The 13690-nt window shown below is 44.3% G+C and carries 14 protein-coding genes; 10 read left to right on the top strand and 4 right to left on the bottom strand.

The window, feature by feature from the left end:
* The first annotated feature begins 5 nt into the window (after nt 1-5).
* The 4 genes from IGJ42_RS11665 (at nt 6) to IGJ42_RS11650 (ending at nt 4677) form a co-directional block, all read left to right on the top strand.
* Nucleotides 6-1715: an ABC transporter ATP-binding protein gene (locus IGJ42_RS11665; protein ID WP_430615505.1), complete on the top strand. Its 1710-nt coding sequence runs from the start codon at nt 6-8 to the stop codon at nt 1713-1715.
* Nucleotides 1705-2535 carry an energy-coupling factor transporter transmembrane component T family protein gene (locus IGJ42_RS11660; protein WP_430615503.1) on the top strand — a complete coding sequence of 277 codons (831 nt, stop codon included), beginning with the start codon at nt 1705-1707 and terminating at the stop codon, nt 2533-2535. Before IGJ42_RS11665 ends, IGJ42_RS11660 begins: the two co-directional genes overlap by 11 nt.
* A 445-nt stretch (nt 2536-2980) precedes the next feature.
* Nucleotides 2981-3865, top strand: coding sequence for an ABC transporter ATP-binding protein (locus tag IGJ42_RS11655; RefSeq protein ID WP_430615500.1), 885 nt, complete (start codon nt 2981-2983; stop codon nt 3863-3865).
* Nucleotides 3862-4677 (top strand): ABC transporter permease subunit, encoded by an 816-nt coding sequence (locus tag IGJ42_RS11650; protein ID WP_430615497.1) that lies wholly within the window; start codon nt 3862-3864, stop codon nt 4675-4677. The genes IGJ42_RS11655 and IGJ42_RS11650 overlap by 4 nt, the downstream gene beginning before the upstream one ends.
* Nucleotides 4678-4962: 285 nt before the next feature.
* Here IGJ42_RS11650 and ypfJ read toward each other — a convergent pair whose 3' ends face one another.
* Nucleotides 4963-5853 (bottom strand): KPN_02809 family neutral zinc metallopeptidase, encoded by an 891-nt coding sequence (gene ypfJ, locus IGJ42_RS11645; RefSeq protein WP_008379150.1) that lies wholly within the window; start codon nt 5851-5853, stop codon nt 4963-4965.
* 201 nt (nt 5854-6054) lie between these two features.
* On the opposite strand from ypfJ, the gene IGJ42_RS11640 reads away from it, so the two are divergent.
* The 5 genes from IGJ42_RS11640 to IGJ42_RS11620 are packed head-to-tail and all read left to right on the top strand — an operon-like array spanning nt 6055 to nt 10405.
* Nucleotides 6055-7695, top strand: coding sequence for a BglG family transcription antiterminator (locus IGJ42_RS11640; protein ID WP_430615495.1), 1641 nt, complete (start codon nt 6055-6057; stop codon nt 7693-7695).
* Nucleotides 7692-8120 (top strand): PTS sugar transporter subunit IIA, encoded by a 429-nt coding sequence (locus tag IGJ42_RS11635; RefSeq protein ID WP_005234553.1) that lies wholly within the window; start codon nt 7692-7694, stop codon nt 8118-8120. The genes IGJ42_RS11640 and IGJ42_RS11635 overlap by 4 nt, the downstream gene beginning before the upstream one ends.
* Before the next feature lie 12 nt (nt 8121-8132).
* Nucleotides 8133-8414, top strand: a complete 282-nt coding sequence (locus tag IGJ42_RS11630) for a PTS sugar transporter subunit IIB (protein WP_005225413.1) — start codon at nt 8133-8135, stop codon at nt 8412-8414.
* A 2-nt stretch (nt 8415-8416) separates the two neighbouring features.
* Entirely contained in the window at nt 8417-9667 is a 1251-nt protein-coding gene (locus IGJ42_RS11625) for a PTS ascorbate transporter subunit IIC (RefSeq protein WP_005234555.1), read from the top strand.
* A complete protein-coding gene (locus IGJ42_RS11620; protein WP_430615493.1) occupies nt 9668-10405 on the top strand; it encodes an SIS domain-containing protein in 738 nt (245 codons plus the stop codon). It begins immediately after the preceding gene.
* 95 nt (nt 10406-10500) lie between these two features.
* Here IGJ42_RS11620 and IGJ42_RS11615 read toward each other — a convergent pair whose 3' ends face one another.
* Together IGJ42_RS11615 and IGJ42_RS11610 are read right to left on the bottom strand one after the other, a co-directional pair.
* Nucleotides 10501-11340, bottom strand: a complete 840-nt coding sequence (locus IGJ42_RS11615; RefSeq protein ID WP_016621425.1) for an aldo/keto reductase — start codon at nt 11338-11340, stop codon at nt 10501-10503.
* Nucleotides 11341-11468: 128 nt separating this feature from the next.
* Nucleotides 11469-12296: a manganese catalase family protein gene (locus tag IGJ42_RS11610; protein ID WP_034872349.1), complete on the bottom strand. Its 828-nt coding sequence runs from the start codon at nt 12294-12296 to the stop codon at nt 11469-11471.
* A gap of 186 nt (nt 12297-12482) precedes the next feature.
* Here IGJ42_RS11610 and IGJ42_RS11605 point away from each other — a divergent pair, with 186 nt between their 5' ends.
* Nucleotides 12483-13424 carry a magnesium transporter CorA family protein gene (locus IGJ42_RS11605; RefSeq protein ID WP_016621424.1) on the top strand — a complete coding sequence of 314 codons (942 nt, stop codon included), beginning with the start codon at nt 12483-12485 and terminating at the stop codon, nt 13422-13424.
* Nucleotides 13425-13495: 71 nt separating this feature from the next.
* Here the strand turns inward: IGJ42_RS11605 and IGJ42_RS11600 are convergent, their stop codons facing one another.
* A complete protein-coding gene (locus tag IGJ42_RS11600; RefSeq protein WP_061054430.1) occupies nt 13496-13684 on the bottom strand; it encodes a hypothetical protein in 189 nt (62 codons plus the stop codon).
* Nucleotides 13685-13690: the final 6 nt, after the last annotated feature.

The raw sequence follows: 13690 nt of genomic DNA, 5'->3' as shown, positions 1-13690 counted from the left end.
AAAAAATGAAACAAAAAATCATTCAATTTACGAATTTTTCTTTCCAATATGATGCACAAGCGGAACCGACCTTGAAAAACATCGATCTAACGATCTATGAAGGAGAAAAAGTACTGATCGTCGGTGCTAGCGGTTCTGGCAAAAGTACATTAGGAAAATGTTTGAACGGTTTGATCCCGCAAAATGACGAAGGTAGTAGTACCGGAGCATTGACGATCGGTACCAATGCCTTTGGGCAAGCTTCCATCTACGAGCTGTCTTTGAGCGTCGGCACGGTGCTGCAAGACACCGATAGCCAATTTGTAGGCTTGACCGTAGCAGAAGATATCGTGTTTTCCTTGGAAAACGATCAGCGTAGTCAAGCTGTGATGCAGGAGGCGCTGCGCGTTTGGGCAGAAAAGACCGACTTAATGGATCATTTGTCAAAAAAACCGCAGGAATTATCGGGTGGCCAAAAGCAGCGTGTTTCAATGGCAGGTGTTTTGATCGATGAAACACCGATTCTACTGTTTGATGAGCCGCTAGCCAACTTAGATCCGCAAACAGGTGTGGAAGCCATCAAAATGATCGACCAGCTGTATCAAGAGAAGCGTTTTACTACCATCATCATCGAACATCGCTTAGAAGAAGTGTTAGCCGCCGCTGTCGATCGCATCATCGTGATGGAAGAAGGCCGCATCATTGCCGACAGTACACCGAATGAACTATTAAAAACGGACATGCTGCAGCAAGTCGGCATTCGTGAACCACTGTATTTAGCCGCCTTAAAAAAAGCGGGGGTTCCTGTGACCGATGCTGCTGATTTGGTCGCGGTAGAAGCATTTGCATCACCTGAGATTGCCGAAAAACTGACTAGGTTTCAAAAGGAATATCCGAAATCGGCACTTCCTAGCCAACAGCCGCCGTTGTTGGAAGCGAAGAATTTATCGTTTTCTTACCAAGTGGGCAAACCAATCTTGCAGGCACTGGATTTTACCATCCATCAAGGAGAAATGATTAGTTTGGTTGGGCATAATGGCGCAGGAAAATCGACCTTGTCCCATTTGATTACCGGCTTTTTGACACCGACTTCTGGCAAGTTGCTTTGGCAAGGAACAGACATGGGCAATGATTCCATCAAAGAACGAGCGCAAAAAATCGGGTATGTTTTGCAAAACAGCAATCAAATGCTGTCAAAAAACTTCCTGTTTGACGAAGTTGCCTTAGGCTTGCGCAACCGAAATGTCCCAGAGGCTGAAATCACAGAAAAAGTTCATCAGACCTTGAAAATTTGTGGTCTTTATCCGTTTCGCTCATGGCCATTGTCGGCACTAAGTCATGGGCAAAAACGCCGAGCCGCCATTGCAGCGATCCTCGTCTTAGATCCTGAACTCATTTTATTGGATGAGCCGACAGCGGGACAAGACTATCGCCATTACACCGAAATGATGCAATTTTTACAGGAGTTGAACCTGCGGGGATTAACGATTGTTATGATCACCCACGATATGCACCTGATGTTGGAGTATACACAGCGGACGATCGTTTTGACGCAAGGAACGATTTTGCTGGACGCACCGCCAGAAGTTGTTTTAGCAGACAAACAAGTGGTGAGTGCCGCGAACCTTAAAGAAACTAGCTTGTATATACTGGCGACCCTTAACCAGTTGACAGATCCCGCCGCTTTTACTGCCGCCTTCATTGCCAGCGAGAAGGAGGGACACTATGGAGAGTAATCTAATCGGCTATCTTGACCGCAAAACGTGGATCCACCAATTAAGCGGTGCCGCAAAACTGATTTGTTTTTTGCTGCTATCCGTTATCGGGATGATCTCTTATGATACGCGTTTTCTTATTGGACTGGCATTGTTTTCGGTCTTTCTATTTGCCAGTGCTGGAATTTGCTACCGAGATATCGCTTTTGTATTAAAATTTATCATCTTCTTTTCGATTTTGAATTTGGTGGCGGTCTATCTTTTCGCTCCAGAATACGGGGTGGAGATCTACGGGACGCGCCACGTGATTTTCGAAGGGATCGGTCGGTATACATTGACCCAAGAGCAAGTGTTTTATGAGTTGAATCTGTTGATCAAATATTTTGTCACGATTCCGCCAGGGTTGATTTTCCTGTTTACCACTAATCCAAGCGAGTTGGCGTCCAGTATCAACCGCATCGGGATTTCCTACAAGATCGCCTATGCAGTCGCACTGGCTTTGCGTTACATCCCTGATATTCAAGAGGATTTTCGAACCATTGCCAAAGCGCAGCAAGCACGGGGCGTGGAGCTTTCTAAAAAAGCACCTTTGCGCAAACGAGTGGCAGGCAATGTCGCGATCGCGATTCCTTTGATTTTTTCCAGCTTGGAACGGATCGACCATATTTCTGCTGCCATGGAGCTAAGAAGGTTTGGCAAGCATAAGCAGCGTACCTGGCTGAAAGCTAAGCCGATCCAAGGCAAAGATCTCTTGGCGATTGCTGTCGTTTGCTTGATCGTGGCGCTTGGATTGTTCTTGATGGTCCTTAATGGCGGACGCTTCTACAATCCGTTTCGTTAACAAATCAACACATGAAAACTTAAAAAAACGGACTCATTGTCAATAATGAAAGTGGGACGGATGAATCAACTCTGATTCATCCGGTCCCATAAATGATCGAGACAAAAAACGCAGGACAGTCAGTCAATTGACTTTAGCGAGTGCTACATTTGCTAAAGCCAGTTGCTGCTAGGTCTGCGTTTTTTTGCCGATAAAAAAAAGGAGCCCGCCAGCGGGGACTGGCGGGATAGGAGTAAAAATGAAAAAGTGTTAGGGTTGTTTGTTGGTATGTATTGATAATAGCGGGAAAATGTGAAAAATATCGGAAGAGAAAGCAATAGAAGTGTGTCAATCTGTTGATGATTTTCGTAAAACATTCCAGCGGAACCCTTTTAGATCTTTGATTGACGGAAACACGAAATAAGGCTACACTGATGGCATCAAAGCAGTACAAGGAGGGGACAGGATGGATGCCATTACGATCAACGGATTAAGCAAACAATACAACAAGAAGTACGCCATCGAGAATGTATCATTGCAAGTGGCAGAAGGAGAGATTTTTGGCTTTATCGGACCAAATGGTGCGGGAAAATCAACGACCATCAAAGTATTGTTGAATTTTATTAAACCGGATGCAGGGCAGGCGGCTATTTTTGGACGAGATTGCCAACAAGCTGCCAAAGAAATCAAAACGTTTACTGGATATGTTTCCAGTGATGTACGGTTTTATTCAAAAATGACGACAGCAGAATTGCTGGCATTTACGGCAGATTTTCATCAAGTCAAGCAGCCAAAAAAAGAGATTCAGAATTTGATGGAGCTTTTTCAAATTGATCCAAACAAATCGATCGCAGAACTTTCTTTGGGCAACAAGAAAAAAGTCGGGCTTGCGAGCGCCTTGATTGCACAACCGAGAATGTTGATTTTAGATGAACCGACCAATGGCTTAGATCCCTTGATTCAAAAACGGCTGTTTGAAGAGCTCCTTAGAAGAAACAAACAGGGGATGACGATTTTTCTATCTAGCCATGATTTGCATGAAATTCAGACCTATGCCCATCGGACCGCCTTTATTCGTGAAGGACAGATCATCACCGTGAAAGAACTGAGTGAGGAAGAAAATTTCGGCAAAGTTGTAACGCTCACGAATGAGGGGAGCCTCTCATTAGCCGGCTTGGAAAACGTACAAGTTCTTGCTCAGGAATCACACACCTTGCGTTTTTTCTATCAAGGGGACATGAATCAGCTGGCACATTTTTTAACCAATCCTGCCATTAAAGAGTTCACGATCGAACACCCAACCCTTGAACAGCAATTTATGCTGCTCTATGAAGGAGGTTCTCAAAAATGACTTTAATGAAAATCGACCTTAAAAATACCTTCAAAGGCTGGCTGGTCTGGACGATCCTTTTTGCAGCAATCATTTTTGGATTTACGGCTATCTATCCTCAAATGATCACGCCAGAAATGAAAACGTCCTTAGACCAGATGTTGGGCTCTTTCAGCCCAGAATTACTAGGCATCTTTAACATCCAACTGACAGGACCCTCAAGCTTGGTTTCACCGACAGGCTTTTTCGGGTACTACTTTCAATACTTATTTATCGCCGCGTGTATTTATGGGATGCTTTTAGGCTTGAACAGTCTGATCACTGAAGAATCAGAAGGAACGATCGAGTATTTATATGCTCAGCCTATTAGCCGCAGAGAAATCGTTGGGTGGAAGTTCCTCGCCCGATTGTTGCTGCTGACTGGCTTTTGGCTGATTGCCTATGGCAGTAGTCTGGCCTCGTTTGCTCTATTCAAACTACCAGGAGACGACCTGTCCTCTTTTATAGAAGAAATTAGCAAAATCTTCGTTGCCGAGTATGGTGTCTTAGTCTTCTTCCTCTATCTAGGTTTCTTTTTATCCACGATCTTGCGTTCCAGCAAACAAACCGCCAGCGTCGGCTTAGGCTGCGTGTTCGGTCTGTATTTGCTTGGCATCGTGGGGGAACTCTACGATAAATTGGAATGGCTGGCAGGACTTTCGCCTGTGCGGATGGCATTACCCGTCCAACTCATGGATAACGGCGCCACATCAGTCCTATGGGTCCTGCTGATCGGTGTATTGTGTTTCTTTGGCACCTTTTACCGTTACGAGCGCAAAGACTTGCAGGTCTGAGCACAACAATCAAAAAACAAAAAAAGAGCCTGTCAGCGGGGACTGACAGGCAAAGGAGTAAAAATGAAAAAGTGTTAGGGTTGTTTGTTGGTATGCTTATATAATAGTCTCGAAATGTGAAAAAAGTATGACGAAGCAGGCACGTTTTTGCGAAAAAATCATTGCGAAAGTTAAGAAAGCGTAAAGCATCCCTTCACCAAAAGGCTTGAAGGGGCAACAAGAACCTAAAATCACTCCGAAGCAGCAGGCGGTTCATGCTGTTTCGGAGTGATTTTTTAGTTGAAGCTACTTGCTCAAATCAAGGCTATCGACATTGAAGGTGTCGCCATGTGCTAAGTCACCATAATGATAGCCACGGTTAAACCAGTCCACGCGCTGCTGCGATGTGCCGTGCGTAAAACTATCTGGAACAACATAGCCTTGGTATTCTTTTTGCAGCGTATCATCCCCGATGGCATTGGCAGCCGTGATCGCTTCTTGAATATCGCCAGCTTCTAAAATCGGCTGTCCTTGATAGGTTTCGCCTTGCAAATATTTCGCAAAGGTACCAGCTAAGTAGTCAGCTTGCAACTCCAAGCGAACGCTGTACTGGTTGTACTCCTTCTCTGAAACTTGCTGGCGGATTTTGTCCAATTGTTGGGTGATCCCCAGCTCATTTTGCACATGATGACCGACTTCATGGGCGATGACATAGGCCATTGCAAAGTCGCCGCTTGCGCCATATTTATCAGAAAGCTCATTGGCAAAACTCAGATCAAGGTACACATTCTCATCTGCTGGGCAATAAAACGGACCAACCTGTGACGTGGCATAGCCGCATGCCGACTGGACACTTCCCGTAAATAATACGAGTGTTGGGTCTTGATAGGTTTCTTGCCGCTCTTGAAAAACGTCTTGCCAGTAATCTTCTAAATAGCCGAACACGACTGCGGAAAACTCTTTTTCTTCCGTGTACTCACTGGTGCCCACATTTTCTGTCTGGTAATTGGCTGCTTGTCCGCTGCCACCCAAGACATCCGGCAACGAATTTAAATCACCACCGCTAAACAGGAAAAATAAAACAGCGATGATCACCGTACCGATCCCGCCACCAGCAGCCAACATCCCACCTGAGCCAGATGATCGCCCCGTTCGATCATCGACATTGCTGCTTTGTCTACCCCCACGCCATTTCATGTTATCTCCTCCTATATAAATCCTAGCTTAATTATAAGAGAAAGGCGGCAGATTGTGAAAAAAAGCGCCTTGAAATTGTTATAAAATGCCTTCAGGATCCTTAAAAATCAAAGTGTACACTCCTTTTAATCATTCTTTAATCTAACAATTAGCCTTCTAATTTGGTACAGTAGCAATAAAATAGATGTAGAGGGTGAGCGTATGAAAATGAATTATTCGGGGACATCGGAACGAAGGATTTTGATTTTTAAACGGTTGATTGCTGGCGAGCACCTCAGCTATCAGCAGTTAGCAGAGGATTATTTCGTTTCCCGCAGCAGTATTGCAAAAGATATTTCTTATTTAAAAGAACTGTTTCAAAAAGAAAGCTTACGTCTGAGATTTGATAATTCAGGTACATTTTTTGAAGGAAGTGAATCCCAGATCCATCGGGTGCTCAAACGCTTTTGCTTAATGATGCTGGATCAACCAGCGGCGTTTTCCTTGTTGGTGGAACCAGCGAAATACCAGGAAGTAAATCAGGCGTTTCGTCGAGCGTTAGTGGAAAAACAAGTGGAAATGCCCGACAGCTATATCCAAAGTATCGTCCTTTCCATCGTGCTGCTGATCGAACGGGCGAGTCATGCGGAAAACTTAGTGATTGAAGAAAATCGCCAAGTGGGGAAACTGTTTTTGGAGTTCGACAAATATCCGTTAGTCTATGAGCTACTGAAAGAAATCGAAGAACAGCACATTTATCAATTTTCACCAAAAGAAGTGCAATATCTAACCTACCTGATTGTCGGTAGCGGCTTGAAATTTTTTATGAAAAGTGAAAAAGTTCCTTTCGTCTTTCGGGGGAAAGTGCGCAACTTGATTCAAAAAATCAGCGAAGGCTTAGGCACCGACTTGACCCAAGACAATCGATTGGAAGAAGATGTGACGATTCATCTGTATCAACTGCTGTTGCGGATCGAAGCGCAAACCACAGTCATCAACCCTTTGTTACAGGAAATCAAACAAAACTATCCTGCCTTGTATGGCGTGGTCTGGTTCTCGCTCCATGATTTTTTGAAAGCGTATCAAGTGGGGATCTCTGATGATGAGATCGGATTTGTCACAATCCATTTTCAAGCAGCGATCGAGCGAATGCGCCGCATGAACAAAATCATTTTTGTCTGTCCCAATGGCGTCGGCACTAGCTCGTTTGTCTCTGCGAAAATTCGTCGCATTCTGCCTGAGATCGACAGTATCGAAACCGTTTCAGTAGAAAAATTAAAGCAGATGGACATCTCGGCGATCGATTTTATTATTTCAACCATCGATCTTGTCGGGATTCAAAAACCTGTGGTGCGGATCTCGCCTATGGTGACCAATCGCGACATGAAGCGGATCATGAATCACTACATCGATTTAGTCATCGATAATGAGGCGGTGGTCGATCAAAATGGTTTACTTCTTCAAGCCCAATCGATGATCCAGCCAACCGTCTTTTTCGAGCGATTTGCCAGCAAAACAGAAGCCATCAATTTTCTGATCGAACAAACCCCTTTTAGTGATGAAAAACGAAAAGCGCAGTTTCAGCAATCCGTCATTGAAAGAGAGCAGCTACAATCAACCTATTTAGATAATGGCTTTGCCATCCCTCATGGCAATCCGAATTATGTCGAAAAAACAGCCATCTCGATCCTGCTTTTGGATCAGCCAGTAGAATGGGGCAACCAAAAAGCCGACATCATTATTTTATTGATGATCCGAGAGGATGAGACGCAAAAGGTGGAACCAATGATGAAATTGATCATGCAAGGAATCGAAAACAAAGAATGGTTCCTATCAAAAATGTTGGAGGTTAAATCAGAATGAAAGTGAAGGATTATTTGCCTGAGAAGCATATACAGACGGATGAGACAGTGGCAGATTGGCGCTCAGCCGTAAAATTAGCCAGTCAGCCCTTGCTCGATGAAGCGCTGATCACGTCAGAATACATCGAAGCGATGATTCAAAGCGTGGAAGAAAATGGTCCTTACATGGTGTTGGCGGATTACTTTGCGCTGATGCATGCCCGTCCTGGAGAAGGGGTTTTGGAGCAAAGTATGAGCCTTTTAGTAACGAAACAGCCCATCGATCTTGAGGGCAAACCGGTGCGGATATTTCTTGTCTTAGCCGCCGCAGATAGTGAAAGCCATCTAGAAAGCTTGAAAGAGATCATGGCGATCTTTATGGATGAAGAAAAATACAACGTGATATTAAACGGCGATCGGGAACAAATTTGTCAATTATTCCATTAGGAGGAAAAGAATATGAAAATTTTAGCAGTATGTGGATTTGGTGTAGGAAGCTCAATGGTATTGAAGATGACGATCGATAAGGTGATCAAAGAGTTAGGGTTGACGGCAACTGCCGAGAATACTGATTTATCAACGGCAAAAGCGACACCAGCAGATGTCTATTTTACGAGTAATGAATTATTGAATGAGTTAAAAGCATCCGTGAAAGCACCCGTTTATCCAATCAAAAAGTATATGGATAAAGAAGAAGTCAAACAGCAAATGGAAAAATTTTTAGCTGAAAGAGAGGGATAATCATGAATTTTGTCACGGATTATATTTTAAAAAATCCGCCAGTCCTACTGGGGATCATTGCCATGATTGGGTTATTGGTACAAAGAAAGCCCTTCGCAGAAGTCGTCAAAGGAACCTTAACAGCTTCCTTCGGGATGGTGGCATTGACGGCTGGGGTAAACATGTTGGTGGGAACGATCGCACCGATCAATGCTGCGGTTCAAACACAATTAGGCGTTGCTGTGTCAGATGGACTCTCTGACATCACCTTTACGGCAGAATACGGCGGAACAGTTGGTTTAGCGATGTTTTTCGGCCTGATCATTCATTTATTGATTGCTCGCTTTACACCTGTGAAGACGATTTTCCTCACCGGTCACATGTTGTGGTGGTTCCCATTCGTCATCGTCGCTGGGGGCGTTGAAGGCGGACTTACCGGAATCCCACTGTTGATCTTAGGGGCGGTTCTATCTGCTTGTTACTGGTCCTTCATGCCATGGATCATGCGTAAATATGTGTGGGATGCCACAGGCGATGATTCATTCTTGATCGGTCATCCAACGGGGATCTTGTCATTGGTTTCAGGCTTTGTTGCAAAACGGGTCGGAAACAAAGAAAAATCGACGGAAGATTTGAAAGTGCCAGAAAATCTATCGTTTTTCCGTGAAATATCGATTACTGGCGCGTTAGTGATGTTTTTGATGAATATCGTTATCGGTCTGATTGCGCCCGTATTAGTTCCTGAAGGGGGCAACTTGGTGATGTTTGCGGTTGATGCTGGCTTGAACTTCGGTGCAGGATTATTGATCATGTTGTATGGGGTACGTCTATTGATCAACCAAATCATTCCCGCCTTTCAAGGGATCGCAGAAAAAGTCGTTCCTGGAGCAAAACCAGCTTTTGATGTGCCAATCTTGTTCAACTACCGTCCAAATGCTGTAATCATCGGCTTTATCGTGGCGATGATCACCTCAACGATTTTAGTGGTGATTGCCAATACCACCAACGTCTTTGGCATTTTGATCGTTCCTTTAGTCATCACCAGCTTCTTTGAATGTGGCGGTGCTGCGGTGATCGGTGAAGGACAAGGGGGCTTGCGAGGGGCCATTATTGGTACGATCACAGCTTCTGTCGTTATGGTAGCACTCGTTGGGATCTCTGCAGCGTTATTCTCAACGACGATTCAAAACTGGATCTTGATTTTCGGTGGGAACGATTTATCTCTATGGGGCATCCTTGGTGAATTGATCGGCAAGCTGTTTGGAGGGTTTTAAATGTTTCAATACTTTGAAAAAGCAAAAGAACTATTGTCTATTGTAGAAGAAAAAGAAGCACCAGCGATTGAGCAAGCCATTGAATTGCTGACGCAAGCCAACTTGACCAAAAAAGCCATCTACATTTTTGGCGCTAGTCACGCTGGGATCTTAGCCGAAGAGATGTATTATCGAGCAGGCGGCATGATGACGATCAACGCGATCTTTGGAAGAGAACTGATGCTTGATCGCAGCCCAATCACCTTCACTAGTAAAATGGAGCGCTTAGAAGGCTACGGTAGTGCCTTGGCGGCGACACAGCCCTTTACAGCAGACGATGTGCTGATCTTGCATTCGGTGTCTGGGCGAAACCCAGTTATCATCGATATGGCGCTTCATGCCAAAGAAAAAGGGGTCAAGATCATCGCATTAACGAACCTTACCTATTCGAAAACAGTCAGCAGCCGTCATACATCAGGCTTGCGTTTGTTTGAAACGGCGGATATCGTCATCGACAATCATGGGGAGATTGGCGATGCTGCGTGTACGATTCCAGACGTAGAACAAAAAGTCGGACCTACATCCACCGTAGTCGGCGCAACGATCTTAAATGCGATCATCGTTGAAGTTTGCCAAAAACTAAAAGAAGCCGGTGTCGACTATCCGCCGATTTTTTACTCAGCGAATCTAGACGGCGGGGATGAATTGAACCAGTCCCTGTTTGAAAAGTACCAAGAAGCGATCCATTATCAGCTGTAAGTAGGGAAGCAAATTCGTTTATTATTGATATTAAAACATCATCTGTTACTCCGTTGATCAAGGAGCAGCAGATGATGTTTTTTAGGTATCATTGTTTATTCAAACTCTTCATACTCATTTGGGTCTTGACCATCGATGCGGCCGTCTGCTTTGTTTAACTGATTGATTTGATTGATTTCATCTTCAGTCAGTTCAAAGTCGAAGATCGCAAGATTTTCTCGTTGATGGGCGAGGTTTCTTGATTTAGGTAGGGGCAAAATGCCACGTTCCACATGCCAGCGCAAGATGATTTGACCAGCTGATTTTTGGTATTTCTCAGCTAATTCAGTGATCAGTGGTTCTTTCAGGGCATCGCTGCCGCGGCCTAATGGGCTCCAAGCTTCAGTTACGATGCCGCGTTTTTTGTTCTCTGTAACCATTCGTTCTTGGACCCAGTAAGGATGGATCTCAATTTGATTTAGCGCAGGGGTCACACCAGTTGCTTCAATGATGGCATCCAAATGTTCTGGCTCGAAATTGGAAACGCCGATGGAACGGATCAAACCTAATTTCTGGGCGGTCACTAAGGCTTGCCAAGCTTCGACATATTTGCCGCGTTTTGGTAATGGCCAGTGGATCAAAAAGGCATCGAAGTAGTCGAGTCCCATGCGAGCAAGGGATTCTTGAATGCTGGTTAAGGCATCATCATAGCCATGGTATTTTCCCGGTAATTTTGAGGTGATATAAAATTCTGAACGTGGGATACCAGAGCGACGGATCGCTTTGCCGACAATGCCTTCATTGTCATAATTGGTTGAAGAATCGATTAATCGATACCCGTCAGCGATCGCTGCTTGCAGCTGGCTCAACCCTTCGCCACCGCGGATCTGATAGGTACCGATGCCCACGGCGGGGCGTAAATTGCCGTCGTTTAATGTCAGTAAAGGTGCTTTCATAAAATGATTCCTCCTTTTCTTTACATTCTACTCTAACGCTTTTTTGCCAGGAACGTAACCAACTTGCTCAGACAAAGAAAAAAGAGCAACGGTTTCTGTTTCAGAAACAATTGCTCTTTTTGATTAAATTATTTTTCAGGCGGTGTGCCATACATTTTTGGTGTGACTTGATCGAGTTTTGGCGCTTTTCCTTCGATCTTTGGTTCGTCTAGCCATTGGTATTCGCCTTCACCATCAAGGGCTTTGCCTTTCGCCCAAGAGCCTTCTTTACTTTGGTCGCCTTCTGAGAAGTTATAGAAATCATAAGCGATATCTAAGCGTTCGTTTTTGCGGTCAAAGGTAGTCGGCACTAAAATCGAGCCTTCGTTTTCTTCCAATTCTTTCACGGCAGCTGCCCAAAGATTTTGGTGGTAGCTATCACGCGCTAATAAGACCGAAAGTAAGTCTTTGACCCCACGGTCATCGATCATTTCATAGATGCGTGCTACTTGCAGACGACCTTGTGATTCTGCATTTAAGTTGGCACGGAAATCAGCAAGCAAGTTGCCACTAGCAATGATATACGCACCTGACCATGGATTGCCGACGCTATCAGCAGGACGTGGTCCTAAGCCGGCAACGATGGCATGTTGCGGATTCATTCCGGAAATGATCGCACCGATCGTTGGGTCTTTTTTCATGGCAGCTTCCTGATCTTCCACAGGTGCACCTTCCAGCAGACGTGCAACCATCGTTGCCAACATTTCAACGTGTCCAAGCTCTTCAGTAGCGATATCCATTAACATGTCTTTGTATTTTTCTTCCCCACGGCAGCTCCATCCTTGGAATAAGTATTGCATGGCAACACTCATCTCTCCATATTGTCCACCGATTAATTCTTGAAGGTATTTCGCAACTAACGGATTTGGTTTTTCTGGTTTAGCTTCAAACTGTAGTTCTTTTTGATGACGAAACATACTATTCCTCCTAAAATTTTTTATTGGGCCCATAAAAAGTTTCTCATGAATCGAAAGGTTCGTCTAATAAAATGCACTTAGTTCAAAATGAAAAAAGCTCCAAAAAGAAAAGCCATTTACTTTGACAAAAAGCGAGAAGCGTTAGATAGTTAAATTAAGAGAGAATTAGAAAAGGAGCGAGTCACCATGTTTCAGTATTACAAAATGGACGACCGAAAAATAAGGGAATCCTCGGAGGAAGATTACAATTGGCTGGTGGTTTCTGGGACAGATCCAGAGGAACAACGCCACTTGTTAGATAAGTATCAACTGCCCGAAGATATTTTTATTGGCGCCAATGAACCGGAAGAAGTCTCACGTTTGGAATACTTACGTAACACTAAGTTAAATCATCCGATTCTTTATACCTTGATCGATTTGTCAGAAGTGACACAAGACCGCATCGAAGATCGTTTAGAACCGGTGACGTTTATTTATACCAAAGATCTTTTAATCACGTATGTCTCTCATCAATCTACACTGATTAAACGCCTGATTGAAAAGCATGAGCAAGATATTCAACGGTATGAAGATATTGTTGCCTACTCGACGCTGATGATCTACACCCATTACATCAAAGGTCTGCAGGAAATGAAGAAACAGATCGATGCACTAGATGAAGCAGCCCGTAAAACGACGGAAAACAACGAATTGTTTAATTTAGCCGATACCGAACGAGACATGGTCTATCTGGATCACACCTTACGGGATCAGAACCATACTGTCGATCGTTTGATGGATCGCAAAGAATTTTTGGATCGTTTGGATAATGAAGCACTCGTTTATGACATTAAGCTACGACAGAAGTTTGCCATGAAAATGGTCACTATCTATCGCGACTTGTTAGAAACCATTGGTGGCTTGTTCTCCGATATGATGGACAACAATCTAAACCATCTGATGAAATACTTAGATTCTGCGGCATTGGTGGTGGCTGTGCCGTCCTTGATCGCGGGGCTATGGGGGATCAACACCGGGGGACTGCCAGGAAAAGACAATGCCATCGGTACGATCATTGTCTTTGGTTTGGCTATTTTAGTTGGGATATTAACCGCCATTTACTTGTCACGGAAAGACTTTTCAAAATAAAAAGCGCCGCTGCTCTGTGGCACCGTTCATCCATAAAAGGAGAATGGTGCGACGAAGCAGTTGGCATTTTTTTATTTTAACCCGCTGTCCAAATTGCTGTCGAGAATCCAGCGCTGAAAGGCGAGGAAGACCAGCAGCAAAGGCAAGATGTAAATTACCAAGGCAGCAATCAAAATCGTCCAATGGATATTTTCCGCGCCCACCAAGCTGCGGTTCGCCACTTGCAAGGTGTATTTTTTCGGATTATTCAAGACGATCAAGGGCCA

Source organism: Enterococcus sp. DIV1067f (genome assembly GCF_050543505.1).
Taxonomy (GTDB): domain Bacteria; phylum Bacillota; class Bacilli; order Lactobacillales; family Enterococcaceae; genus Enterococcus_D; species Enterococcus_D entomosocium.
The sequence above is the reverse complement of the archived record's forward strand: the minus strand, read 5'-3'. Positions and strand labels throughout refer to the sequence as shown.

What these genes read in the sequence shown, in the direction of transcription:
- IGJ42_RS11665 (WP_430615505.1), top strand. Translation starts at nt 6, where the DNA reads ATGAAACAAAAAATCATTCAATTTACGAATTTTTCTTTCCAATATGAT.
- IGJ42_RS11660 (WP_430615503.1), top strand. Translation starts at nt 1,705, where the DNA reads ATGGAGAGTAATCTAATCGGCTATCTTGACCGCAAAACGTGGATCCAC.
- IGJ42_RS11655 (WP_430615500.1), top strand. Translation starts at nt 2,981, where the DNA reads ATGGATGCCATTACGATCAACGGATTAAGCAAACAATACAACAAGAAG.
- IGJ42_RS11650 (WP_430615497.1), top strand. Translation starts at nt 3,862, where the DNA reads ATGACTTTAATGAAAATCGACCTTAAAAATACCTTCAAAGGCTGGCTG.
- ypfJ (WP_008379150.1), bottom strand. Translation starts at nt 5,853, where the DNA reads ATGAAATGGCGTGGGGGTAGACAAAGCAGCAATGTCGATGATCGAACG.
- IGJ42_RS11640 (WP_430615495.1), top strand. Translation starts at nt 6,055, where the DNA reads ATGAAAATGAATTATTCGGGGACATCGGAACGAAGGATTTTGATTTTT.
- IGJ42_RS11635 (WP_005234553.1), top strand. Translation starts at nt 7,692, where the DNA reads ATGAAAGTGAAGGATTATTTGCCTGAGAAGCATATACAGACGGATGAG.
- IGJ42_RS11630 (WP_005225413.1), top strand. Translation starts at nt 8,133, where the DNA reads ATGAAAATTTTAGCAGTATGTGGATTTGGTGTAGGAAGCTCAATGGTA.
- IGJ42_RS11625 (WP_005234555.1), top strand. Translation starts at nt 8,417, where the DNA reads ATGAATTTTGTCACGGATTATATTTTAAAAAATCCGCCAGTCCTACTG.
- IGJ42_RS11620 (WP_430615493.1), top strand. Translation starts at nt 9,668, where the DNA reads ATGTTTCAATACTTTGAAAAAGCAAAAGAACTATTGTCTATTGTAGAA.
- IGJ42_RS11615 (WP_016621425.1), bottom strand. Translation starts at nt 11,340, where the DNA reads ATGAAAGCACCTTTACTGACATTAAACGACGGCAATTTACGCCCCGCC.
- IGJ42_RS11610 (WP_034872349.1), bottom strand. Translation starts at nt 12,296, where the DNA reads ATGTTTCGTCATCAAAAAGAACTACAGTTTGAAGCTAAACCAGAAAAA.
- IGJ42_RS11605 (WP_016621424.1), top strand. Translation starts at nt 12,483, where the DNA reads ATGTTTCAGTATTACAAAATGGACGACCGAAAAATAAGGGAATCCTCG.